The organism is Bacillota bacterium (assembly GCA_013178305.1).
Lineage (GTDB): Bacteria > Bacillota > Sulfobacillia > JABLXB01 > JABLXB01 > JABLXB01.
Genome location: JABLXB010000007.1, coordinates 170108 through 194220 on the forward strand (window position 1 = coordinate 170108; position 24113 = coordinate 194220).

At 63.0% G+C, this 24113-nt stretch carries 23 protein-coding genes; all 23 read left to right on the top strand.

Annotation, left to right across the window (positions count from 1 at the left end; genetic code table 11):
- Positions 1 to 4: 4 nt before the first annotated feature.
- The 23 genes from ftsZ (at position 5) to HPY55_13570 (ending at position 24043) form a co-directional block, all read left to right on the top strand.
- Positions 5 to 1057, top strand: coding sequence for a cell division protein FtsZ (gene ftsZ / locus HPY55_13460; GenBank protein ID NPV71627.1), 1053 nt, complete (start codon positions 5 to 7; stop codon positions 1055 to 1057).
- Positions 1058 to 1251: 194 nt separating this feature from the next.
- A complete protein-coding gene (locus tag HPY55_13465) occupies positions 1252 to 2151 on the top strand; it encodes a sigma-E processing peptidase SpoIIGA (protein NPV71628.1) in 900 nt (299 codons plus the stop codon).
- A 23-nt stretch (positions 2152 to 2174) separates the two neighbouring features.
- Positions 2175 to 2897: an RNA polymerase sporulation sigma factor SigE gene (sigE, locus tag HPY55_13470; GenBank protein ID NPV71629.1), complete on the top strand. Its 723-nt coding sequence runs from the start codon at positions 2175 to 2177 to the stop codon at positions 2895 to 2897.
- A gap of 217 nt (positions 2898 to 3114) precedes the next feature.
- On the top strand, positions 3115 to 3996 hold the full coding sequence (locus tag HPY55_13475; protein ID NPV71630.1) for a MurR/RpiR family transcriptional regulator: 882 nt from the start codon (positions 3115 to 3117) through the stop codon (positions 3994 to 3996).
- A gap of 33 nt (positions 3997 to 4029) precedes the next feature.
- Positions 4030 to 5388, top strand: a complete 1359-nt coding sequence (locus tag HPY55_13480) for an aspartate aminotransferase family protein (GenBank protein NPV71631.1) — start codon at positions 4030 to 4032, stop codon at positions 5386 to 5388.
- Positions 5385 to 6200 carry a 3-keto-5-aminohexanoate cleavage protein gene (locus tag HPY55_13485; GenBank protein ID NPV71632.1) on the top strand — a complete coding sequence of 272 codons (816 nt, stop codon included), beginning with the start codon at positions 5385 to 5387 and terminating at the stop codon, positions 6198 to 6200. The genes HPY55_13480 and HPY55_13485 overlap by 4 nt, the downstream gene beginning before the upstream one ends.
- A 14-nt stretch (positions 6201 to 6214) precedes the next feature.
- The gene (locus HPY55_13490) at positions 6215 to 7255 is read left to right on the top strand and encodes a TAXI family TRAP transporter solute-binding subunit (GenBank protein ID NPV71633.1); all 1041 of its coding nucleotides are present in this window, start codon (positions 6215 to 6217) and stop codon (positions 7253 to 7255) included.
- A gap of 89 nt (positions 7256 to 7344) precedes the next feature.
- Positions 7345 to 9276 (top strand): TRAP transporter permease, encoded by a 1932-nt coding sequence (locus HPY55_13495; protein NPV71634.1) that lies wholly within the window; start codon positions 7345 to 7347, stop codon positions 9274 to 9276.
- Between the two features lie 143 nt (positions 9277 to 9419).
- Complete coding sequence (gene sigG / locus HPY55_13500) at positions 9420 to 10193, top strand: RNA polymerase sporulation sigma factor SigG (protein NPV71635.1); 774 nt, start codon at positions 9420 to 9422, stop codon at positions 10191 to 10193.
- Between the two features lie 17 nt (positions 10194 to 10210).
- Complete coding sequence (spoIIR, locus tag HPY55_13505; protein NPV71636.1) at positions 10211 to 10837, top strand: stage II sporulation protein R; 627 nt, start codon at positions 10211 to 10213, stop codon at positions 10835 to 10837.
- Between the two features lie 67 nt (positions 10838 to 10904).
- Complete coding sequence (locus tag HPY55_13510) at positions 10905 to 11165, top strand: YlmC/YmxH family sporulation protein (protein ID NPV71637.1); 261 nt, start codon at positions 10905 to 10907, stop codon at positions 11163 to 11165.
- 168 nt (positions 11166 to 11333) lie between these two features.
- A complete protein-coding gene (locus HPY55_13515) occupies positions 11334 to 13187 on the top strand; it encodes a response regulator (protein NPV71638.1) in 1854 nt (617 codons plus the stop codon).
- Positions 13188 to 13193: 6 nt separating this feature from the next.
- On the top strand, positions 13194 to 14027 hold the full coding sequence (pgeF, locus tag HPY55_13520) for a peptidoglycan editing factor PgeF (GenBank protein NPV71639.1): 834 nt from the start codon (positions 13194 to 13196) through the stop codon (positions 14025 to 14027).
- A complete protein-coding gene (locus HPY55_13525) occupies positions 14020 to 15279 on the top strand; it encodes a hypothetical protein (protein NPV71640.1) in 1260 nt (419 codons plus the stop codon). Before pgeF ends, HPY55_13525 begins: the two co-directional genes overlap by 8 nt.
- On the top strand, positions 15276 to 15977 hold the full coding sequence (locus HPY55_13530; GenBank protein NPV71641.1) for a YggS family pyridoxal phosphate-dependent enzyme: 702 nt from the start codon (positions 15276 to 15278) through the stop codon (positions 15975 to 15977). Before HPY55_13525 ends, HPY55_13530 begins: the two co-directional genes overlap by 4 nt.
- A 79-nt stretch (positions 15978 to 16056) precedes the next feature.
- A complete protein-coding gene (locus HPY55_13535; protein NPV71642.1) occupies positions 16057 to 16524 on the top strand; it encodes a DivIVA domain-containing protein in 468 nt (155 codons plus the stop codon).
- Positions 16517 to 16846 (top strand): DUF167 domain-containing protein, encoded by a 330-nt coding sequence (locus tag HPY55_13540; GenBank protein ID NPV71643.1) that lies wholly within the window; start codon positions 16517 to 16519, stop codon positions 16844 to 16846. Before HPY55_13535 ends, HPY55_13540 begins: the two co-directional genes overlap by 8 nt.
- A 5-nt stretch (positions 16847 to 16851) precedes the next feature.
- On the top strand, positions 16852 to 19638 hold the full coding sequence (gene ileS / locus HPY55_13545) for an isoleucine--tRNA ligase (protein NPV71644.1): 2787 nt from the start codon (positions 16852 to 16854) through the stop codon (positions 19636 to 19638).
- Positions 19635 to 21425 carry an ABC transporter permease subunit gene (locus tag HPY55_13550; GenBank protein NPV71645.1) on the top strand — a complete coding sequence of 597 codons (1791 nt, stop codon included), beginning with the start codon at positions 19635 to 19637 and terminating at the stop codon, positions 21423 to 21425. Before ileS ends, HPY55_13550 begins: the two co-directional genes overlap by 4 nt.
- 42 nt (positions 21426 to 21467) lie before the next feature.
- Positions 21468 to 22223, top strand: a complete 756-nt coding sequence (locus HPY55_13555; protein ID NPV71646.1) for an ABC transporter ATP-binding protein — start codon at positions 21468 to 21470, stop codon at positions 22221 to 22223.
- 71 nt (positions 22224 to 22294) lie between these two features.
- On the top strand, positions 22295 to 22783 hold the full coding sequence (locus HPY55_13560) for a hypothetical protein (GenBank protein ID NPV71647.1): 489 nt from the start codon (positions 22295 to 22297) through the stop codon (positions 22781 to 22783).
- Between the two features lie 237 nt (positions 22784 to 23020).
- Positions 23021 to 23332, top strand: coding sequence for a hypothetical protein (locus HPY55_13565; GenBank protein NPV71648.1), 312 nt, complete (start codon positions 23021 to 23023; stop codon positions 23330 to 23332).
- Between the two features lie 24 nt (positions 23333 to 23356).
- Entirely contained in the window at positions 23357 to 24043 is a 687-nt protein-coding gene (locus tag HPY55_13570) for a hypothetical protein (GenBank protein NPV71649.1), read from the top strand.
- The last annotated feature ends 70 nt before the right edge of the window (positions 24044 to 24113 follow it).

Consider the following 24113-nt stretch of genomic DNA (forward strand, 5'->3'; position numbering starts at 1 on the left):
CGCGGTGCTTGATCTCGACCTGGAGGTGGAGCGATTCGCCAACCTGAAGGTTGTCGGTGTGGGTGGCGGTGGGAACAACGCCGTCAACAGGATGATCGCGGCGGGGCTCAAGGGAGTCGATTTCATTGCGATCAACACCGACGCCCAGGCGCTCACCCTGTCTAACGCCATGCACAAGATCCAGATCGGGGCGAATCTCACGAAGGGCCTCGGCGCGGGGGCCAACCCCGAGGTGGGCCGGCAGGCCGCTGAGGAAAGCCGCGAGGAGATCGCTAAGGCGCTTCAGGGCTCCGACATGGTGTTCATCACGGCTGGCATGGGTGGCGGCACGGGGACCGGCGGGGCGCCCGTGGTGTCTGAGCTCGCCAAGCAGGCCGGCGCGCTCACGGTGGGAGTCGTTACCAAGCCCTTCACCTTCGAGGGTAGGCGCCGCATGGGCGTGGCCGACAAGGGCATATCCAGCCTTCGCCAGAGTGTCGACACGCTCATCACCATCCCCAACGACAGGCTGCTCCAGGTCGTCGAGAAGAACACGTCGATACTCGAGGCTTTCAGGATTGCGGACGACATTCTCAGGCAGGGGGTCCAGGGGATATCCGATCTGATCGCCGTCCCGGGCCTTATTAACCTGGACTTCGCCGACGTGCGCACGATTATGATGGATACCGGGTCAGCCTTGATGGGCATCGGCGTGGCGAGCGGCGAGAACCGCGCGGTCGAGGCGGCCAGGCATGCGGTGTCGAGCCCGCTCCTGGAAACGTCGATCGATGGGGCGAGGGGCGTGCTGCTGAACATCACGGGCGGCGGAGACCTGACCCTGTTCGAGGTGAACGAGGCCGCCGAAATCATATCGTCCGTCGCCGACCCCGAGGCCAACATCATCTTCGGCGCGGTCATAGACGAGAACATGAAGGACGACGTCAGAGTCACAGTCATCGCCACGGGCTTCGACCGGAATCAGGCAGAGAAGAGCGAACCGCGCTTCGACCTGAAGACGTTCCCGGACGACGACCTCGAAATACCGGCATTCCTGAGGCGCAAGGCCGTGGACGAATAGATCCGGCCCCACGCCCGCGGGGGAGTTGCGAAGGCGACACCGCAGGTAACGCCCGCGACATTCCGTCGCGGGCGTATGTTTTTCGCCATCACGGGCTGACACGTTTTGGCCGGGGGTCGTACCTATAATTGTTGCAGCGGCATATCATTCCGGCCGGACGCATAGCGGTTCCTAAGAGGGATGGTCCTTCCCGCATGCCCAGGGTCGTATATGGGGACGTGCTGTTCGCGGTCAATTTCATCATGAACGCGCTGATCCTTTGGGGGACGTCCCGTTTCACGGGAACCGCGGCGCCGGCGGCGCGGATCGCGTCCGCGTCGGCGATCGGAGCGGCCTACGCATTGGCCGCCGTCTGGCTCCAGGCGGCGTGGATGGAATCGGTGTGGGCGAAAGTCCTGGTCGTCCTGGTGATGGTGCGCGTGGTGTTCCAGGTCCGGGGCGCGGGGCAGGTCCTCAGGCTGACCGGCTATGCCGTGAGTTTCTCGTTCATGGTTGCGGGCGCGACCATGGCGGTATGGGCTACGACTGCAGGTCCCGGCGCCTGGGCGCATCCGGTCAAGTGGTGGGCGCTCGGCGCCGCGGCGATGCTGGCCGCGGGGGGCGCAAGATCGGTGGCGGGCCTGTTCAGGAGGCGCTACGCGCTGGGCGGCGGCTGCATGAGCGTCGAGATAGGGCTATGCGGGGCGATCACCGGCGTCACGGCGTTGCTGGACACCGGCAACCACCTGGAGGATCCGATTACCGGGGCCCCCGTCCTCGTAGCGGAATACGAGGCGGTCAAGGGGATCATACCCGCGGACGCGCGTCAGGCGGTGGCGAGCGGAGACCCAGAGGCGGTGGCCGCGGCGGTGGCCGGGACTCCGTCGCCGGCCTTTTCGTCCAGGTTCAGGGTGCTGCCGTTCAGCGCGCTGGGGGAAGCGGGCGGCCTGATGGTCGGCTTTAGACCCGACTCGCTGGTGATAGAGCACGGTGGCCGCAGGTACGATCGCTCCGGCGCCGTCGTGGCGGTATGCAGGGGTCCGCTGTCCCCTGACGGATCGTACCAGGCGCTGCTGCACCCCGGAATGATGGAGGGGATCTTGGAGCCCGGGTGAGGTGATTCGAATTGCTGAACACGGTGGCCAGGGCACGCCTGGCATGGCGGCTTGCCCTGGTCAAGGCGTTGCGGGTCCTGGGACTCGCCTTGGGGCCGTCGATCCAGTACGTAGGCTCGAGCGAGGCGCTACCGCCGCCCCTGAGCCTCGACGAGGAGAGCTTCCTGATCGGGAGGTTGAGGGGCGGGGATTCGGATGTCAAGGCGGTCCTTATCGAGAGGAACCTGCGGCTCGTGGTGTATATAGCAAGGAAGTTCGAGAACACGGGCATTAATATCGAGGACCTGGTATCGATAGGAACGATCGGCCTGATAAAAGCGGTGAGCACGTTCGACCCCGATAAGAGGATAAAACTCGCGACGTACGCCTCCAAGTGCATAGAGAACGAGATCCTGATGTACCTCAGGAGGACCAGCAAGACGAGGTACGAGATATCGTTCGACGAGCCGCTCAATGTCGATTGGGATGGGAATGAACTCCTCCTTTCGGACGTTATGGGGACCGACGACGACGTCACCTACCGCGACCTGGAGGAGGAGGTCAACAGAGCGCTCCTCAGGAAAGCGCTGACGAAGTTGTCCGGCCGCGAGAGGGCGATAGTGGAGCTCAGGTTCGGTCTCAGGGATGGCACCGAGCGCACCCAGAAAGAGGTCGCGGACCTCCTCGGGATATCGCAGTCGTACATATCCAGGCTTGAGAAACGGATAATCAAGAGGCTCAACAGGGAGATGAAAAGGCTGGAATAGCCGTCTGACGATTGAGGCGGGATGCCGCGCGCCGGGAGGACGTTTGACACCTTCCGGCGCAACATTTTTCCAGAGCACTGTGAGATTCACAAACCTTGAAGGGATCTGCCGGTTGGCGTCGAACGATCGGCATGAGATGAAGGAATAAATTCATACAATGACCATATATGATGCAATACCTGCATCATATAGACAGGAGACGTCAGGAGGCGCCGGGTTGGATCCTCAAAGGGTCGACGTTCTGAAGCGAATCAGCGAGGCTGCCGGGGATCTCAGCGAGGGGCAGCGACTTGTGGCCGAGTACCTGATTACGAACAGCGAGCGTGCGGTGTTTTTGACCGCTGCGCGCCTGGGGCAGGAGGTTGGGGTCAGCGAGTCGACCGTCGTGCGATGCGCCATGGCTCTCGGGTATTCGGGTTATCCTGAAATGCATAGGGACCTCCAGGAAATGGTCAAGAGCCGGCTGACAACCGTCGATAGACTCAAGGCGGCGAGCGATCAGGCCGGTTCAGGGGAGCATGTCATCGAACGGGTAATGCGGGCCGACATCGAATACATCGAGACTACACTGAGGGAAGTATCCAGGGAGGATTTCAAGCGTGCCGTGGAGGCTATCAGCGAGGCCAGGCGGATACTGGTGATAGGCCTCAGGAGCGCGTCGGCGATGGCCTTCTTCCTGGGGTACTCGCTCAACTGGATCCTGAGGAACGTCACCATGATATCCCATGGAGCAGGTGACATGTTCGAGCAGGTGATGTGTGCGGCTGAGGGAGACGTGGCCATCGGCATCACGTTCCCCCGTTACACCAGGCAGGCGGTCGAACTGGTCGGGCTCGCAAAGAAGCGCGGGGCGACCACCATCGGGATTACCGACAACGTGATGTCGCCGCTCGCGGGCGTGTCGGAGATCCTGCTGACCGCCAAGAGCGGTATGCCTTCCTACATCGACTCGTTTGTGGGCCCGCTGAGCCTCATAAACGCGCTGATCACGGCTGTGGGCGCGGAGGATGAGACCAGGACGGCGGCGGCGCTTGGTGAGCTCGAGCCGGTGTGGGATGAATACCAGATCTACTTCACCGACAGGACGAGGCGGGCTTAAGAGCGGGGAGGTGTCCAATTGTACGAGGACGAGTTGAACGACGGCAACGTTTTCTACCGAAATGTGAAGAAAGGATACCCGGTGCTCGTCAAAGGCGAAGGGGTCTACCTGTGGGACCGCGACGGCAACAGGTACCTTGACGGTTGCGCCGGGGCGCTTGTGGCTAACATCGGCCACGGGGTCCGCGAAATCGCCAGGGTGATGGCGACGCAGGCCGAGCACCTGTCGTTCGCGCACGGAGAGAGATTCACCGCCCCGCCGGTCCTGGGGCTCGCCCGGCGCATCGCCGAACTCGCTCCGGGGTCTCTGAAGAAGATCTACTTCGTTTCGGGGGGATCGGAAGCCACTGAGTCGGCATTGAAGCTCGCGAGGCAGTATTTTATCGAGAGGGACGGGAAAACGCAGAAGTACAAGGCGATCGCAAGGTGGCACAGCTACCACGGCAACACCCTGGGCGCCCTGTCGATGAGCGGTCACGTACCCAGGCGCCGGAAATACCAGCCACTGCTGTGCAACTTCCCTCACATCCCCGCCGCCTACTGCTACAGGTGCGCGTATGACCTCACGTACCCGAAGTGTGACCTGCGCTGCGCTGCGGCGCTCGAAGAAGCCATCCTGGCCGAGGGTCCCGAGAACGTGGCTGCGTTTATTGCCGAGCCCGTCGTCGGGGCCGCCGCCGGCGCGCTCACGCCCCCACCCGGCTATTTCGAGGCGGTCCGGCGGATCTGCGACAGGTACGACGTGTTACTGATCGCCGACGAGGTCATGTGCGGGGTAGGTCGCACGGGAAAGTACTTCGCCATAGACCACTGGGGGGTTGTGCCGGACATCATGGCCCTGGCAAAGGGGCTCGGGTCGGGATATACCCCCCTCGCTGCGATCGTGGTAAAGGACGAGATCTGGGAGACATTCAGGAAGGGCTCCGGCAAGTTCGTTCACGGCCACACCTACGGGGGTAACCCGGTGTCGTGCGCCGCTGGATGCGCCGTGTTCGACTACATGAAGGAGCGCGGGCTGGTTGAGAACGCGGCCAGCGTGGGGATCTACCTGAAGCAGCGCATGGCGGTTCTCGCTGATAACCCGATCGTGGGGGACGTAAGGGGCATCGGGCTCATGATAGGTGTAGAGCTCGTAAAGGACAAGGCCACGAAACAGCCGTTCGAGGTCTCCGCGGGCGCGGCCGAGCTGGCGACAAGGTCGTGCATGAAACACGGCGTCATCGTCTACCCGGGCCAGGGGTGCGCCGACGGGGTCAATGGCGACCAGTTCCTCGTGGGGCCGCCCCTTACGATCACCAGGCGGGAGACGGACGAACTGGTAGAAGGGCTGAAAGCCGGACTGGCTGACGCGGCCCGAGAGCTGCTGGGCCGTCAGGGAGGAGATCGCCAGTGAACAATCTCATAGTGACCGTTGCCCCAACAGGCAATGTGCCGACCAAGGAGAAGACCCCTCACGTACCGGTCACTCCCGAGGAGATCGCGCGTTCTGTCTACGAATCCTACAAAGCCGGCGCTTCCGTGGCGCACATTCACGCGAGGGATGAAAGGGGGCTCCCCACGCACAGGCTCGACGTATTCCGCGAGATCGTCGAGCGAGTGAGGGAGAAGTGCGACATCATCATCCAGCTCTCGACGGGGGCGCGCGCCGGAAAGACCGCGGAGGAACGCGGCGAGTGCATCTCACTCGCGCCGGAGATGGCAAGCCTGACGACCGGCTCTTCGAACTTCCCCACGACGATCAACTCGAACCCGGCGGAACTGATTGAATACCTGTGCAGGCAGATGAAACAGTACGGTGTGGTGCCGGAGATCGAGGTTTTTGACAGCGCCATGATATCCAACGCGCTGGATCTCGAGAAAAACGGGCTGATTTCGCCTCCTCTCACGTTCAATCTCGTCATGGGCGTGCGCGGGTCCATCCCCGCCAGCCCGAAAAACCTCTTCTTCCTGGTCGATAGTCTTCCGCACGGGGCGCGGTGGACGTGTACGGCGATCGGTCCTCTCCATCTACAACTGTCTACAATAGCAATCGCGCTGGGCGGAAATGTCCGCGCCGGCATTGAGGACAACGTCTTCTATGAAAAGGGGGTACTGGCTACCAACCCACAACTCGTCGAACGCGTGGTGAGAGTGGCCGAGGCTACCGGCCGTGGTGTGGCCACGGTGGCCGAGGCGCGGGAGATCCTGGGACTGAAAGATCGCTAAGGAGGGGGAGCGAAATGAACAGACGTGCTGCGGTGTGGATTTGCGCCTTTCTCGTGGCAGTATTCCTCATCGCCGGGTGCGGTGCGCCTGCGGCCGAAAAGAAGCCGGAACCCAAGCCGGGTGAGACGAAACCGGCCGAGAGCAAGACGCCCGGGAAGGAGGCGAAGCTCCTGTTCGCTACCGGCGGAACCTCGGGCAGCTACTATCCTCTCGGGGGCGCCATGGCTCAGGTCTGGAACAAGAAGATTGAGGGGCTAAGCGTAACGGTGCAGGCTACTGGCGCATCGGTCGAAAACGTGCGCCTGCTCGGTAACAAGAATGCCGAACTTGCCCTGTGCATGAGCGACATCGCGTACTATGGCCAGAACTCATTGGAGATCTTTGCCGATAAGCAGGAAAAATACACCAACTACAGCGCCGTCGGCGCCATCTATCCCGAAACCGTTCAGATATTTGTGCGCAAGGATAGTCCAGTCAAGAGCATCCCCGGCCTCAAGGGAAAGCGAGTATCAGTCGGGCCGCCGGGCAGCGGGACCGAGGTCAGCGCCCGCCAGATCCTGGGCATCTATGGATTGGACTACAAGCAGCGCAAGGACGTTGAACCCAGGTACATTTCGTTCGCGGAAACGGCGGACCAGTTCAAGGACAAGCTTATTGACGCCGGCTACGCGGTGCTCGGCGTTCCGAACGCCGCGATCCAGGATATAACCGCCGTGGTCCCGATCAGGCTTCTCGATATCGACGATGACATGCTGGCAAAGATACACGCGAAGTACCCGTATTATTCCAGGCTGGTGATCCCGGGCGGGTCGTACAAGGGCCAGGATGACCCCACGAAGACGATCACGTTGAAGGCTATCCTCCTCGCCAGGAACGATCTCGACGAGTCGCTCGTTTACAACCTTACCCGGACACTGTACGAAAACGCCGCAGAGGTCGCCGGGGCTCACGCGCTCGGGAAGCACATCAAGCTCGAGACCGCGATGGAGGGTATCGCAATCCCGTTCCATCCCGGGGCCATGAAGTACTTCAAGGAGAAAGGGATAGCCAGGTAAGGCGTGGAGCCGGTCGCAGGCGGCCGCGAGTCGGCCGCCGGACGGCGCGCTCGCCCGCAGCCACGTTCACGTGTGGAGGAGGATTCGACGTGGAGGACACACAATCGCTGGTGAAGCAGGTGCTGGAGAAATTCGACCCCGAGGCCCGCCACCGGAATCTGGACGGGCTCTGGGCCGTGACCGTCAGGGTGATAGCGCTGGCCTTCTCGGGTTTTCAGCTGTACACGGCGCTGTTCGGGACCCTCGACGACAAGCTTCAACGGCCCGCCCACCTGACCTTTGCCCTCACGTTGATCTTCCTCCTCTACCCGGCGCGAAGGAACTGGGACAGGCGGCGCGTGCACTGGGTGGATGTGGTGTTCGCACTTGTGGCATCCGGCACAGGGGCGTACTGCCTTCTCAGTTACGAGGGGCTGGTTTCGCGCGCCGGGGCTTATACCTCCACCGACCTGATCGTGGGGATCATTGGGGTCTTGCTGGTGCTCGAGGCCGCCAGAAGGATCGTAGGTCCAGCAATGGTGGTTGTGGCTTCGGTGTTTCTCGGGTACAACTGGTTCGGGCCGTACCTTCCGGCCGCGCTGACCCATCGTGGGTATTCGGTCGAGCGGATTTTCACGCACATGTACTACACAACCGAAGGCATACTCGGCATCCCGCTTGGCGTGTGCGCGACGTTCATCTTTCTTTTCATTCTGTTCGGGGCTTTCCTGGAGAAAACGGGGATCGGGAAGTTCTTCATCGATTTGTCCAACGCAGCCGCGGGCGGCGCTGCAGGGGGCCCGGCGAAGGTAGCGGTGTGTTCGAGTGCGCTTTTCGGGACGGTCTCAGGGAGTTCCGTCGCCAACGTGGTCGGTACGGGCACCTTCTCGATTCCGCTCATGAAGAAGTTGGGCTACCGGCCCGAGTTCGCCGGCGCGGTTGAGGCGGCCGCATCCACCGGCGGGCAGCTTATGCCACCGATCATGGGCGCAGCAGCCTTCCTGATGGCCGAGTTCATAGGGATGAAGTATGCCTCCGTCGTCAAGGCGGCGATACTACCGGCGGTGCTGTATTTCACGGGAATCTGGATAATGGTCCACCTTGAGGCGAAGAAGCTGGGCCTCAAAGGGTTGCCGAGGGATCAGATCCCGCACCTCGGCTCACTGCTCAGAGAGAAATGGTATCTCCTCTTGCCCCTCGCCGGCATTATCTACTTCCTGGTCAGTGGCTACACCCCAATGAGGGCGGCTCTGGCCGGACTGGCGTTGACCCTGATAACCGGCGTCTTGAAACGGGAGGACAGGCTGACTGTGAGGGACATTCTGGCGGCCCTCGAGCAGGGGGCGAGGGGAGTGCTGAGCGTCGCCGCGGCGTGCGCTTGCGCGGGCATAATCGTAGGGACCGTGACCCTGACCGGCCTCGGGCTGAAGATGGGGGATGCCCTCATCTCTCTCGCCGGGGGAAGGCTTCTCCTTACACTTTTCTTCACGATGCTCACATCGCTCATCCTGGGCATGGGGGTGCCGACCACCGCGAACTACGTGATAACCTCGTCGATTGCCGCGCCTGCCATCGTGCGCCTGGGAGTCCCGAAGATAGCCGCGCACCTTTTCACGTTCTACTTTGGCATTATCGCCGACATTACGCCACCGGTCGCCCTCGCTGCATTCGCCGGTTCGGCCATAGCCAAAGCAAACCCGTTCAGAACAGGGGTGACCGCTACCAAGCTTGCGATCGCCGCGTGGCTCATCCCTTACATGTTCGTGTTCAACCCCGTCATGGTACTCGTGGGGGTTACCCCCGGCCTTTTGTTGCAGATGGCAATCACTTCTCTTACCGGCATGGTGGCTGTCGCGGCTTCGGTAGAAGGCTACTTCCTCACCCATCTCCTACCATTAGAAAGGCTCGCGTTGTTCTGTGGGGGCCTCATGTTGATAGACCCCGGTCTGATGACGGATGTTGTCGGACTCGGCGCAGTCGCTCTGGTGTACCTGAGCCAAAGGCGCCGGAGCAGCAGGGCAATCGCCGTGCAGTCTGTATAATCGCAGGGCACACTTCCCCTCGAGATCCTCACTGAATCTAGTTCACTTGTTTCCAGATTTTTACTCTATTCCCAGCCCGCGCTGTATATTTACCCGTCCGTGCGGAGATAATCATGGCAGGATGCCGCATAGGAGGGGTATTTTTGCTGGCAAACAAGGTAGAAATATGCGGCGTAAACACCTCGAAGCTCCCCGTACTGACAAACGCCAAGATGCGGGAGTTGTTTGCCAAGGTCAAGGCCGGCGACAGGAAGTCCCGCGAGGAGCTCATCAGTGGAAACCTGAGGCTCGTGTTGAGCGTAATTCAGAGGTTCTCCAACCGCGGGGAATACGTGGACGACCTGTTCCAGGTCGGCTGCGTCGGCCTGATGAAGGCCATTGACAACTTCGACCTGAACCAGAACGTGAAGTTCTCGACGTACGCCGTTCCGATGATAATAGGTGAGATCCGCAGGTACCTGAGGGACAACAACCCCATCCGCGTGAGCCGCTCGCTGAGGGACATAGCGTACAAGGCGCTTCAGGTGAGGGACACGCTCGTCAACAGGTTCTCGCGGGAGCCGTCCATCAACGAGATAGCTGAGGAACTCAAGCTGCCGTGCGAAGAGGTCGTATACGCCCTCGACGCGATACAGGAGCCGATCTCGCTGTTCGAGCCCATATATCACGATGGCGGCGACCCTATCTACGTGATGGACCAGATTGGAGACGAGAAGAACCAGGATTCGATCTGGCTGGAGGGGATAGCCATCAGGGAGGCGATGAGGAAGCTGACCGACAGGGAGAGACTCATACTTACGTTGCGGTTCTATGAGGGGAAAACGCAGATGGAGGTCGCCGAGGAAATCGGCATCTCGCAGGCGCAGGTTTCCAGGCTCGAGAAAGCGGCGCTGCAGCGTATGAAGAAGCATATATGAGGCGGGAGGTGAGCCGGTTGCGTGGGATGAGGGTCCGGAGAACGGCGGTTGCGGCCATCGCGCTGCTGGCCGCCACCCTTGCCGGTGTGCTGGGGGCCGCCCGCGCACAGGCCCCCGACTACCGCAAGGCCTATACCACGTCCAACCTGGTCAGGATCCACATCATCGCCAACAGCGACTCGGACGATGACCAGCGGATCAAACTCGCGGTGAGGGACAGGATCCTGGAGGATATCAGCCCCGCGATGAGGGGTGTGTCCGGGGCAGGTGAGGCGGAGGATCTGGTCAGGCGGAATCTCGAGAACATAGAGAAGGCGGCCGCCGGCGTCGTGAGGGAGGCCGGCAAGTCGTACGGCGTGAAAGCCACCATCGGCAGGTTCCAGTTCCCGCCGAGGGTTTACGGGCAACTCGCGCTTCCCGAGGGCGAATACCGCGCGCTCCGCGTGGTGCTGGGCGAGGGGCGCGGCCAGAACTGGTGGTGCGTGATGTTCCCTCCCCTCTGCCTGGTGGACGTCACGGAGGCGCGGGGCGCCGGGGATCCGGCCCCCGAAAAGCCCGGCGTCCGGCTGCTGGTGGCCGACTGGTTGAAGGACCGCGCGAACGACGCCAGGCTTGCGCTGTCGAGGATGGCTACGCGGCCCTAGGCTCCCTGGTCGTCAACCCCCCGGAGGGCGCATATAATGTTTCCGGCGAAACAGGGGGGTCGATTCCGTGCGCACCTCCGATCTTGGGATGCGGGACGTCGTGAACGTCCTCGATGGCAGGCGGCTGGGGACCGTCTCGGATATCGAGATCGACACCGAGTCCGGAAAGATAACCGCTATTGTCGTGCCCGGGGCGGCGAAGCTCCTGGGGCTTATAGGTAGAGGGGACGACTACGTCATTCCCTGGGAGAGGATAAGGAAGATAGGGCCCGACGTCATACTGGTCGAACTGGCCAGCACTCTCGAGTTACGGGCCAGACCACGTTAGGTTGCGAGCCGCCAGTTACCAGGCGTTCTCGCAGGCCGGCTCCACGTGAGCCGGCTTTTCGGCTTCCTCGCGGCCAGACCCTTCCAGCGTCATGGGGTGAGAGTATAGAATGGTAAATATGGACGAGTTGTTGAAACGAACCCTCTCGTGGATCGGGGGTCTTAGCCCATGGCTTCTGTTGGAGAGCGGAAGATCGTGGCCGCGAGGATGCGGAAAGAAGCCGAGCTGAACGCGCGGGAGCGCATATACGAGGCCATGCTCAAAGCCCTCGAGGAGGTGTTCCTGCAGAACCTGGGCCACCCGCCCGCGACCCCCCTCCTGGCCGGGCGGCCCGACGATTACGAGGAGGCGGTGGCGACCCGCGTGCTCGAAGTTGCCTGCGAGACGATAGGGGCCACAGGAGGATGCTACTTCTCGTTCGACGACGATACCAGCATGCTCACGCTGCTCAGCGTGGTCGGGCTCCTGAGGGATGCGATGATGCCGTCCGGGGAGAGACTGCGCGTCCCCGCCGGCGAGGCTGGAGGGGACCTCGGTCTCTCGGCCGCCTCCAAGAGGTCCATGCACTTCCGCTCGCTGGATACGTACCCGGACTGGATACCCGCGTCAAGCAAATTGCGCTCGGCCTACCTGGTTCCTCTCTGCCACGGGGGGAGACTCCTGGGGGTATACGCCGTCGGGTCCGATGTGGAGGGCTGGTTCACGCCCGAGCGCCGCGTACTCGCCGACGCGCTCGTATCGTACACGGCGGTCGCGGTCGAGAACGCGCGGCTGTTTGCCCAGGCCCAGCGCGCGTCGGAAAGGCTGTCGGCCGTCCAGAGACAACTCCTGCACGCTCAGAAGATGGAGGCGATCGGGCAACTGGCCGGGGGGCTGGCGCACGACTTGAACAACCAGCTGCTGGTCATCAGGGGATGCATCGAGTTGTGTTACCGGGAGCCCTCGTGCGACAGTTCGATGCAGTCTCTGATAGACCAGGCTCGCAAAGCCTCCGACAGGGCCGCCAACCTCACCAGGAAGATGCTTCTCTTCAGCCGCAAGCAGCCCCAGAACAAGACCATGCTCGACCTGAACTCGAGTGTGAGGGAGATCTACCGGATGCTTTCGAGGCTGATGGGGGAAGACGTCAGGACAAACCTGGATCTCAGCGCAGATCTCTGGCCAGTCAACGCCGACCCGACTAACATTGACCAGGTGATAACCAATCTCGTGATAAACGCGAGGGACGCCATGCCGTCGGGCGGGATCATCACCATTAGCACAGGGAACGTGGTTATTGACGAGGCATCCCCTGGCGAGTCTATCGAAGCTCGAACGGGCCGTTTCGTGCGCCTGTCCGTGTCGGACACGGGCACCGGTATTCCGGATGACGTCATACCGAGGCTGTTCGAGCCGTTTTTCACGACAAAAGAGACCGGCACCGGGCTTGGGCTGTCCGTCACGTACGGGATCGTCACCGCCCACGATGGGTGGATTAACGTAAAGAGCGAGGTGGCGAAGGGGAGCACGTTCGAGGTGTTCCTGCCGGCGGCGCCGGGCGCCGTCAGCGAGGGGCCCGCCGAACCGGCGCGACCGGAACCATCCGCTGCCCGTGGCGCCGGACAGCGAATACTCCTGGTAGAGGACGAGCCGGGCGTGATCGCGCTGGCTGAGAGAGTTCTGGCCGAGCACGGCTACGTGGTGTTCCCTTGCCGGACCATTGGGGAGGCATTCAGGGTATACGACCGCGAAGGCGGCAAGTTCGACCTCGTACTGAGCGACGTCGTGCTGCCGGACGGCCGCGGACCCAGCCTGGTGGCCGAGCTCAGGAAGTCAAGCCCTTCGCTGGCTGTCCTGCTCGTGAGCGGCTATGGGAACGCCGCGGGCAGGGTGGACGGCGCCGAACGCGGGCCGGTTCCGTTCCTCCAGAAGCCATATGGCATGCGCGAACTTCTCGACAAGGTCGCCGAGGTGCTGATGGCTGCGGGCGGGAAGGCGTCTCAGCAGGCAGTGGCAGGAATGACCCTCTGCGCTGCGAACTAAGAACTCATGAACGTACACACGACGGACGCGGATGCGGGCGAGCGGGATGCCCGTGTACTGGTCGCCAGGGAATTCGCAGGTTCGGGGGCGTACGCCGCATTCAGCACCCGGCTGGGCGGGGTCAGCCCCGCGCCATACGAGTCGCTCAACCTCGGCTCGAAGGTCGGGGACGCCGCCTCGAATGTCGAGCGCAACCGCGAGCTGTTCTGGGTATCGACCGGATTGGACGGCCGGCTCGCGGTCAGGCCCGAACAGGTCCATTCGAACGTGGTAGCGATAGTGTCGCGGCGCGACGCCGGCCGGTTTGCGCCGGGGGCGGACGCTCTGGTGACCCGGGACCCCGGTTTGCCGCTCGTGGCATATTTCGCGGACTGCACCCCTGTGTTCGTGTTCGACCCGGCCACGCGGTCGGGCGGTATAGCGCACGCGGGCTGGCGGGGAACAGTGAAGGGGATTGCCAGCAGGGTAGTCGAGACGATGGCCGCTGAGTTCGGGGCGCGACCCAGCGATTGCCTGGCCGTCATCGGCCCTTCTATAGGCCCGTGTTGCTACGACGTCGGCGAGGACGTGGCCGGCCAGGTAGCGGGGGCCTTCCCCTGGGCTTCCTCCGTGCTCCAACGGGAACCCGCCGGGCCTCGTGGTCCGGTGTGGAGGTTCGACTTGTGGGAAACCAACAGGAGGCTCCTCCTCGATGCAGGACTGAACGAGGCGAACGTGTCGTGCTGGCGGCTGTGCACCGCGTCGAGGGGCGACCTGTTCTTCTCATACAGGAGGGACGGCCCGCGTAGCGGCAGGATGGCGGGAGTCCTCGCGATCCGGGAGCCTGAACAAGGTGCGTAAGAAGAGAGTTGTGCGAAGGGCGAGGCGCCCCAGGGGCGAACCGGTAGCCCTCGTTGTCATTCTTGGGGTGGTCCTCGTGGCGCTGCTGGGGGGCCTGACGTGGGCACGCGGCGTCGTCCTCCCATTCCTCGTCCGCACGCAGGTCGTCGAGTCGGGGGCCATCGAGAGGGTGTTCGAGGCGGACGCCGCCGTGATGCGCAGGGAGACCGTTTACGTCGCGGCGATCTCGGGCCGGGTGAGGTTTCTGGTTGGCGAGGGGGAGCGGGTCCGTACCGGGATGACGGTCGTTGAGATATCGAACCCCGCGACCAGGAAGGCCGCCGAGGAACGGCTGGCTGAGGTCGAGGCGAGGATAGCCGAGTTCGACCGCGAGAACAGGTCGAGGTACGAGAGCCTGCGCAGGCAGGTAGCATCGCTGGATTCGTCGATCTCCACGGCGGCTCGCGCCCTGCAAGGGGCATACTCACTCCAGGACCGCGCCAGAATGGCGCAGGCCGAGGCCGACCTCGCCGCGCTCATCGAGAAGCGGGGCGCGGCGCTCCATGAGATAGAATCGCTGGACGGGAAGAGGAGAGACATCGAGACTCAGAGGGACGGGGTCAGGACGCTGCTCGAAAGAGCGGCGAACGTGCTCGAGTCCCAGACGCCCGGGATAGTAAGCTACGTCTTCGACGGGTACGAGAAGGAATTCGCGTCCACGCGGACGCGCGATGTGACGGCGAGAACGGTATTCCTTGCGCAGCCCAAACCGAAGGCCGTTTCCGACCAGCAGGATGTCAAGGCGGGTGAGCCCCTGTTCAGGGTAGTGCAGGCGGATCAGGGATATCTGGCCGTGGCGTTCCCGTCAAACCGCATAACCGAGCTGGGCGGCGCGGCGGTCCGCGTGCGCGTACCGGAGCTCGGCGGGAAGACGCTGAACACGCGCGTGGTCAGGGTGGACACGGGGCCGCCCGGAGGGCACGCCCTCGTCGTGCTGGAACTGGAAGGCCTGCCGCAGGAGCTCCTGACATTGAGAAAAAGCCGTGTATCGGTGGTGACGAGGTCGACACAGGGTGTCGTGGTGCCGGGGTCGGCAGTGACCACGAGGGCGGGGGTGGCGGGGGTGTTCATCGTCTACAAGACGATGGCGCAGTGGAAGCCTGTGCAGGTCAAAGCGGAGGACGGTGGCCGCGCGGTGGTGGACGGCATCCTGCCGGGCTCCGAGGTGGTGGTGAATCCGTGGCTTGTCAGGGAGGGGCGTCAGGTCAAGTGACCGGTCGTGAAAGCTTGGAGCGTAACCTCGCGGATGTACGAGAACGGATCGCAGCGGCGGCCATCCGTTCCGGGCGGGACCCCGGCGACGTGACACTGGTGGCGGTGACCAAGACGGTCCCCGCGGATGTCGTCATGCAGGCCGTGTCGCTGGGCGTCACGGACGTTGGGGAGAACAGGGTGCAGGAAGCCCTGTTGAAGCATGGGACCTTCGGCGGCGCCGTGAGGTGGCATATGGTCGGTCACCTCCAGTCAAACAAGGCGGCGAAGGCGGTGCGTGTCTTTGATGTAATACATTCGGTGGACAGGCTTTCTTTAGCGGAGGAACTCGACCGCCTGGGCCGCTCGGCCGGCACGCCCGTCAGGGCGCTCGTACAGGTCAACGTTTCCGGCGAGGAGACGAAGTTCGGACTCCCACCGGCCGGGGTCGAGCCGTTGCTCCGGCGCGTTTCGGCAATGCGGCACCTGGCGGTTGAGGGGCTCATGACGATCGCCCCGTTCACTGTCAACCCGGAGGAGACGCGGCCGTTTTTCCGCGGCCTGAGACAGATCCTCGAGCGCGTCAACCGCGCCGGTATCCCCGGGGTCAATTTACGGCACCTCTCCATGGGCATGACGAACGACTACGAGGTCGCCATCGAAGAAGGCGCGACGATCGTGAGGATCGGCACGGCGATCTTCGGACCGAGGCTCGCATAGTCCGCGCGCCGGAGCGAGGAAGGATTTAGCAGAAACCTGTCGAAACCGCTGGATGGACTGGAAATCTGGAGGTGCGCGTATGCTAACACCCCTCGACATCCATAATAAGGAATTCAGGAGGGGGTTTCGCGGTTACAGCGAGACTGAAGTGGACGAGTTCCTCGACGAAATCGTCCGCGACTTTGAAGTCCTCCTGAAAGAAAACGCCGAGTACAAGCAGAAGATCGAGGACCTGGAGGAGAAGGTCGCACATTTCAGGCTCATCGAGGATACGCTGAATAACACGCTGGTAGTGGCGCAACGCACGGCCGAAGAGGTAAAGAACAACGCCCACAAGGAAGCGGAGATCATTGTCCGCGATGCGGGCGCGCAGGCCGACAAGATAATCGAGGAGAACCAGCTGAGGGTCCGCCAGATCCACGCGCAGTACCAGGATCTCAAGCACGAGGTGGAGGTCTTCAGGGCCAGGATGAGGGCGCTCCTGCAGTCTTACCTCGATATCATCGACAGGGAGGAGCCTCTCACCGAAGAGCGAGCAGGTGAGTGAATCCAGGCTGGCGATCCCGGGTCTGAAGGACGTGGCCGGGGGAGCCGAACTGACGGTGAGAGTGCAGCCGGGCGCGTCGCGAAACGACCTGTCGGTTACCGGAGGCCAGGTAAGGTTGCGGGTCACCGCGCCGCCCGTGGAGGGACGGGCCAATGAGAAAGCCGTCGAGGCGCTCGCCGCGTTCCTGGGATTGCGCAACTCCCAGGTCGAACTGGCAAGGGGGACCGCGTCGAGGACCAAAGTGATTAGAATCCGCGGAATTACCGCCTGCGACCTCGAGCGCAGGCTTGTACGCTTTTTGAAGGACGAATCGGGGAGCTGAGCACAGTGAAGTACGACGAAACCCTGAACCTGCCGAGGACCTCGTTTCCCATGCGCGCCAACCTGCCCGCCAGGGAACCCGAGATCCAGAATATGTGGAATCGGGCCGGCATCTACCACCAGGTGGTCGAGGCGCGCAAGGGGCGGCCCAAGTTCATACTGCACGATGGTCCGCCGTACGCCAACGGCGATATCCATATCGGGACGGCGCTCAACAAGATTCTCAAGGACATCCTGGTCAAGTTCGCCACCATGGACGGGTATGACTCGCCGTACGTCCCCGGCTGGGACACGCACGGGCTACCCATCGAATTGCAGGCGATCAAGGCGCTAGGGCTGGACAGGAGCAAGATCGGCCCCGTCGACCTGCGCAAGCGGTGCGCCGAGTTCGCCCTCAAATACAAGGACATACAGAAGGAACAGTTCAAGCGGCTCGGGGTCAGAGGCGACTGGGAGAACGCGTACCTCACGTTGAGCCCGGCATTTGAAGCCGAGCAGGTCAAGGTATTCGGCGAGATGGCCAAGAAGGGGTACATCTACAAGGGGCTGCGGCCGGTTTACTGGTGCCCCTCGTGTGAAACGGCCCTCGCCGAGGCGGAGGTGGAGTATCAGGACGCGAAGTCGCCTTCGATATACGTGAGTTTCCCCGTGGAGCACGGGAAGGGCCTTCTCCCGGACGACGCGGCGGTGGTGATCTGGACGACCACCCCGTGGACGCTGCCCGCCAACCTCGCGGTATGCCTCCACCCGGAGTTCGACTACGCGCTGTACCGCACGGAGAAGGGCCGGTTCCTGATGGCGTCGGGACTGGTCGAGAAGGCGATGAAGGATATCGGGTTCGCAGCGTACGAGGCGGAGGAGACGTTCAAGGGCATCGAACTCGAGGGCGTGACTCTCCGCCACCCGTTCGTCGACGGCCGCATCGTGCCCGTCGTCCCCGGCGACCACGTGACGCTGGCTGAGGGCACGGGGTGCGTGCACACGGCCCCCGGTCACGGCCACGAGGACTTCGAGATCGGGAGGAAGTACAACCTCGGCGTGCTGCAACCGCTGGATGGAAAAGGCGTATTCACCGAAGAGGGCGGCAAGTTCGCGGGCTTGCACTACGACAAGGCCAACAGGGAGATCGTCAAAGAGCTGGAGGATCGCGACCGGTTGCTCAAGTTCGGGTTCATCCAGCACCAGTACCCGCACTGCTGGAGATGCAAGAAGCCGGTGCTGTTCAGGGCTACCGAGCAGTGGTTCGCCTCGGTGGAGAAGTTCCGCGACGAGGCGCTGAAGGCGGTCGGATCGGTGAAGTGGATCCCCGCCTGGGGCGAGGAGCGGATGTCCAACATGATCAGGGAACGCGCCGACTGGTGCATATCGCGCCAGCGCGTTTGGGGTGTGCCGATCCCGATATTCTACTGCGAGGACTGCGGCGAAATCCTGGTCAACGACGAGACGATCCAGGCCGTGTCCGACCTGTTCGCCCGCGAGGGCTCGGATGCGTGGTTCCTCAGGGGAGCCTCCGAGATACTGCCGCCCGGTGTCAAGTGCAAGTGCGGCGGTACGCGGTTCACGAAGGAAAAAGACATAATGGACGTGTGGTTCGACTCCGGATCGTCGCACGCTGCCGTCCTCGATCACCGGCCGGGACTCACCTGGCCGTGCGACGTGTACCTCGAGGGGAGCGACCAGCATCGTGGATGGTTCCAATCGTCGCTCCTCACGGCTGTCGCCACCCGCGGACGCGCGCCGTACAGGCAGGTCGTCACGTGCGGCTTCGTCGTCGACGGCGAGGGCCGCAAGATGTCCAAGTCCCTCGGGAACGTCATCGCCCCCGCCAGGGTCATCGACCAGTACGGGGCCGACATATTGAGGTTGTGGGTGGCCTCCTCGGACTACAAGCAGGACATCAGGGTGTCGCCGGACATCCTGGCGCAACTCGCAGAGGTGTACAAGAAGATACGCAACACCATAAGGTACCTGCTGGGTAACCTGTACGACTTCGACCCGGTGAGGGACCGCGTGGGCAAGGCCGAGATGCTGGAGATAGACCGGTGGGCGATGCACCGGCTGCACAGGCTGATCCAGCGGGTGGGCGAGGCCTACAGGGATTACGAGTACCACCTCGTGTACCACGACATACACAACTTCTGCGTCCTGGACATGAGCGCTTTCTACCTCGACGTCCTCAAGGACCGCGTGTACACCTTCGGCGCCGCTGATCCGAGGCGGCGCGCGGCGCAGACTGTGATGCATGAGGTGGCCGTGGCCCTGATCAAGATGATAATGCCGGTACTTACGCACACCGCGGAGGAGGCGTGGCAGCTCGTCCCCAAGGCGCCGGGTGAGCCGTGGAGCGTGAACCTGGTAGAGTGGCCGGAGGTCAACGAGGAGTTCATCGACGACTCCCTCGGGGACAGGTGGGAGAAGGTCCTGTCGGTTAGGGAGATGGTCTCCAAGGCGCTCGAGATGTCGAGGGCCAGGAAGGAGATTGGGTCCTCGCTCGAAGCGTGCGTGGAACTCTACCCGGATGACGGGTCCTCCGCGGAGTTCCTCAAAGAGTGGCTGGGCGAGCTGCCCACGATCTTCATCGTCTCGCAGGTCAGGCTGCACGAGGCCGGCGAGGCGGTCCCCGCGGAGGCCGTCAGGTTCGACGGGGGACCTGCGGTGATGGTGAGCCGCGCCCGCGGGGTGAAGTGCGAGCGGTGCTGGAACTACTCCGAGACGGTGGGGACTGACGCCGGGCACCCCACCATATGCGGAAGGTGTTCGGACGTGCTGAAGGAGCATTTCGCCGCCAGATGACGCGGGATTTACTCGACGCCGGCTCTGGCCGGCGGCGCGGTATTATGGGGCGACTCGTGCGGGATGCGGTATTCCTCGCGGGGGTCGCCCTGTTGATCTTCGTCCTCTACGCGACCTTCAAGCCGCCCCGCGGGGCCGGCGTTGTGATGCCGGTGGGTGCGCGCCGGCTCCCCGTATATGCCCTGTTCTCGTTCATGAGGATGCTCGCCGCATACGTGTTTGCATTGGTTTTCTCACTCGTGTACGGGTACCTCGCCGCCACGAGGCAGCGGCTCCAGCGGGTGATGCTTCCCCTGCTCGACGTTATGCAATCCGTTCCGGTGCTCGGATTCTTTCCCGCGGCGGTGTATTTCTTCGTCTCTCTCTTCCGCGGATCCCGCCTCGGTATCGAGGCCGCCTCGGTTTTCCTGATATTTACCAGCCAGGTCTGGAACATGACGTTCGGGGTATACGAGTCGCTGACGACCATCCCCGCGGACCTCCTTATGGCCTCCCGGGCTTACGGCCTCGACGGCCCGCTCAGATTGAGAACTCTGATACTCCCCGCCTGCGTCACGAAGCTCGTATACAACAGCATGCTCTCGTGGGCCGGGGGCTGGTACTTCCTGATAGCGTGCGAGATAATCGCGCTCGGGCCGGTAAACGTGACGCTCCCCGGCCTCGGGAGTTTCCTGATCGGCGCCGCCGAGTCGGGTGATTTCCCGATGCTGGTATGGGGCCTTACCACGCTGGTGTTCTTGATATGGCTCCTGGATTACGCGGCCTGGCGCCCCCTCGGCGTGTACGCCGAGAGGTTCAAGTACGAGTACGGCGGCGGCGCCCCGTCGGGCCGCTCGGCGATCGGCGGATTCAGGGGCTGGAGGCGCTGGCCGTTCAACGTCATCGGCAGGGCGCTGGCGGTCCTGTTCTACAAGGTCATGTTCAGGGTGTTCGGATTCGGCGCCGGCCTGTCGCGGGCGATCGCGTCGGTGGGGGGTCGCGTCGCGGGGGCCGGTGGTCCGGGGGACGGCCACGAGGCAGCCGCGCGCCCTGCCAGGGTCAGGATACTCCAGGCCACCGGCCTGCTCATCGCCGCCGCCGTTGCGGGGCGGGTCCTGTATTTGTTCTGGTCGGCGATCAAGCCGCCGTGGCCCCCGGAAGCTTCGTCCATACCGCTTGCGCTGGCGGCTTCAACGCTCAGGTTGGCGGCGGCCTACCTGATTTCGCTGGCGTGGACTCTCCCCGTGGCTTTATGGATCGGGAGGAACGAGAAGGTGTACGCCAGGTTGATGCCGGTGTTCCAGGTGGTCGCGAGCGTGCCGGCGACCGCGCTGTTCCCGTTCATAATACTCCTGATTGTCAGGACTACGGGCAGCATGGGGGTCGCCTCGGTGATACTCGTCCTGACGGGTATGCAGTGGTACCTGCTGTTCAACCTCGTGGGGGCAGTGAGGGCGATCCCGGTCGACCTGTTGTCCGCCGCCAGGGCGTACGGCATCACTGGATGGCTGTACGTCAGGAGCGTGCTCGTTCCCGCGCTGTTCCCGTCGCTTGTGACGGGCAGCATAACCGCGTGGGGCGGAGGCTGGAACGCGCTGATAGTTTCGGAGTACGTCGTGTACGCCGGGCGCACCTTCGAGTCGTTCGGCATCGGGGCGCTCCTCGACAGGGCCACCTACGTGACCGGGAGCCTGCAGATGATATGGCTGAGCCTGGCGGCGATGGTGACGCTGGTGGTCACGTCGAACAGGCTCCTGTGGCGGCCGCTCTACGATTACGCGGCGCGTCGCTACAGGATAGAATATTGAGTGTGCTGAAATAAGCCCGCGGAGCGGGCGGGGGGCGTTTTCGTGGCGCTTCTGGAGATCCGTGACGTCAGGCGTACGTTCGTTGAAGAGGGACGGAGCATCGAGGTCCTGGGCGGGGTCAGCCTCTCCGTGGACGAGGAGCAGTATGTCTCGATAGTCGGGGCGTCCGGCTCGGGGAAGAGCACGCTCCTGAGGATGGTGGTCGGCATCGACGACCCCTCGTCGGGGACCATCCTCTACCGCGGCAACCCGGTGCACGAGGCTGCAGAGTCGGGCAGGATCGCCATGGTGTTCCAGTCGTTCGCGCTGTTCCCGTGGCTGACCGTCATGGGCAACGTCGAGGTCGCGCTCGAGGCCAGGGGTGTTGAACCCGGGAAGCGGAGGCAGATTGCGGACAGGTACATCGACAAGGTGGGACTCGACGGTTTCGAGGAGGCGTACCCGAGGGAGCTCTCGGGCGGGATGAAGCAGAGGGTGGGCATCGCCAGGGCGCTCGCCGTGGAACCGGAGCTCCTGTGCATGGATGAGCCGTTCTCGGCGCTCGATCCGCTCACCGCGCAGGGCCTCAGGGAAGAGGTGCTGAGGCTGTGGAATGACGACTCGCTCCCGGTGTCCAGTGTAATCATGGTCACTCACTCGATAGACGAGGCGGTGCTGATGAGCGACAGGGTGATCGTGCTTTCGCGCCGCCCCGCTGCCGTGGCGGCGGATATCAGGATTGACCTGCCGCGCCCCAGGTCGATAAAGGACCCGGCCGTGCAGAACGTGATAGACGGGGTTTACTCTTATATCCTTTAGGACCACGTAGGCCTGCGTCAGGGCTGCGTGTCAGGTTGCACCAGGTTGCGCAAGATCAGGGGGATTCGCAGATGACAGTTCAATTTTTACCGGCCGTGCCGCTCGGTAAGGTCATCGGGTTCCTGGAGATACTCGACGACCTGGGCGGGCGCGAGGACGTCTACCGGGCGGCGACATCACTCCAGATGGAGCTCGATGACATACTCCCGGTTATAGAGGCTGGGCGCATCCTGGGGCTCATGCGCATTGAGAGGGGCGACGTGGAGATCACGGACGAGGGCGCGCGGTTCCTCATGTCCGACATCAACACGCGGAAGCGGCACATCTGCCTGCGCCTCGAGGAGATCGGCCTGTTCAAGGAGCTCGTGAGTATACTCCGCTCGCGCAGGAACGGGAGGATCCCCCGCACCGCCTACCTTTCACGGGTGCTGGAGGGGCTCTACTCGCTCGAGGCGCGGGACCTTCTCCACACCATGATAGACTGGGGACGCTACGCCGAGCTCATCGGCTACAACGAGGACACCGACGAGATCTACCTCGACCAGCCGATTACGCTGTAGGGGATGGCGCCGCGTGGTTCTCGCGGGTCGGTATTGTTTCAACGGGTTCGAGCGGAGACGGGAAGAGGCTGACTTGATACATACGGGCTGACACGGGCTGCCCGACTTTCAGCAGCACCTTCTCAGCCATAATCGCGATCTTCCGGTCAGATTCGTGCGTTAGAATAGCAACCGGGGAGCGTTAAGCAATTCGCTCGCTGGGGACATTAGGTCTGCGGGTATTGCGGAGGTGTGGGCATGGCCGGTTCGCGCGGAGACGAAGGCGGAGAAGCGCTGAAGGCGCTCAACCACCGGCTGGATCAGTTCGCGCAGTACATGGAGAAGATGAAGCTGGCCGAGTACGTTGACCTCCTGCACGACACGAAGAGACTCCTGTGGGTGAACTTTATCGCGGGACTCGCGCGCGGCGTCGGAATGGCTATAGGGTTTTCTCTGCTTGGCGCCGTGATCATCTACGTGCTGACGAGGACCTTCTGGTGGAACCTGCCCGTGATAGGTGGGTTCATCGCGCAGATCGTGAGGATCGTTCAGACCCAGTTGGCCCGGTGAGGATCGGGATACGGAGGTGGGGTAATGGACCCTCTTAACGCCAGGCAGCAGCTGCTGGCCCAGGAGGCCCGGCTGGTGCGCCAGATCGAGAGCCTGAATGAGGGCGGGCTTCTGCAGGGGGCGAAGGACGGAATCCAGGAGCTGTCGCTTTACGACAATCACCCGGCCGACGTCGGCTCGGAGACGTTCGAGCGCGGCAAGGACCTCGGCCTGAAGGACAATTTGAAGATAATGCTTCAGAAGACGAGGGAAGCCGTCAGGAGGATAGACGAGGGCACCTGGGGGTTCTGCGAGCGGTGTGGCAGGCTGATCGACTCCGCCAGGCTCGAGGCGATGCCCATGACCACCGTCTGCCTCGACTGCAGGAAGGAGCAGGAGGCCGATCCCAGGGTGTCGTCGCGGCCCATTGAGGAACAGGTGATCAAGCCGCCGTACGGGTACAGGCACGGCGAAAAACGGGACGTGGTCGCGTATGACGGGGTGGACACGTGGGAGGACGTGGCGCGGCACGGTTCGTCGTATTCCCCGCAGGACCAGCCAGGGTCCATCGACTACGAGTATATCTTCCTGGAGGAGGAGCCGGACGACGGGATCGTCGAGGGTGTTGAGGGGGTGATCGGTGAGGACCACGACGTCATAACCGACCACACGAGGAAGCGCCGCGCTCACGAGCGCAGGGGGATGCACGACACACCCGGCCCGCTCCAGTAAGGTCACCGGTCATGCGGGCTGGATTCGCCCTTCCGGCGCGTGCTAGAATGAACGCGGGAGGGTGAAGGTA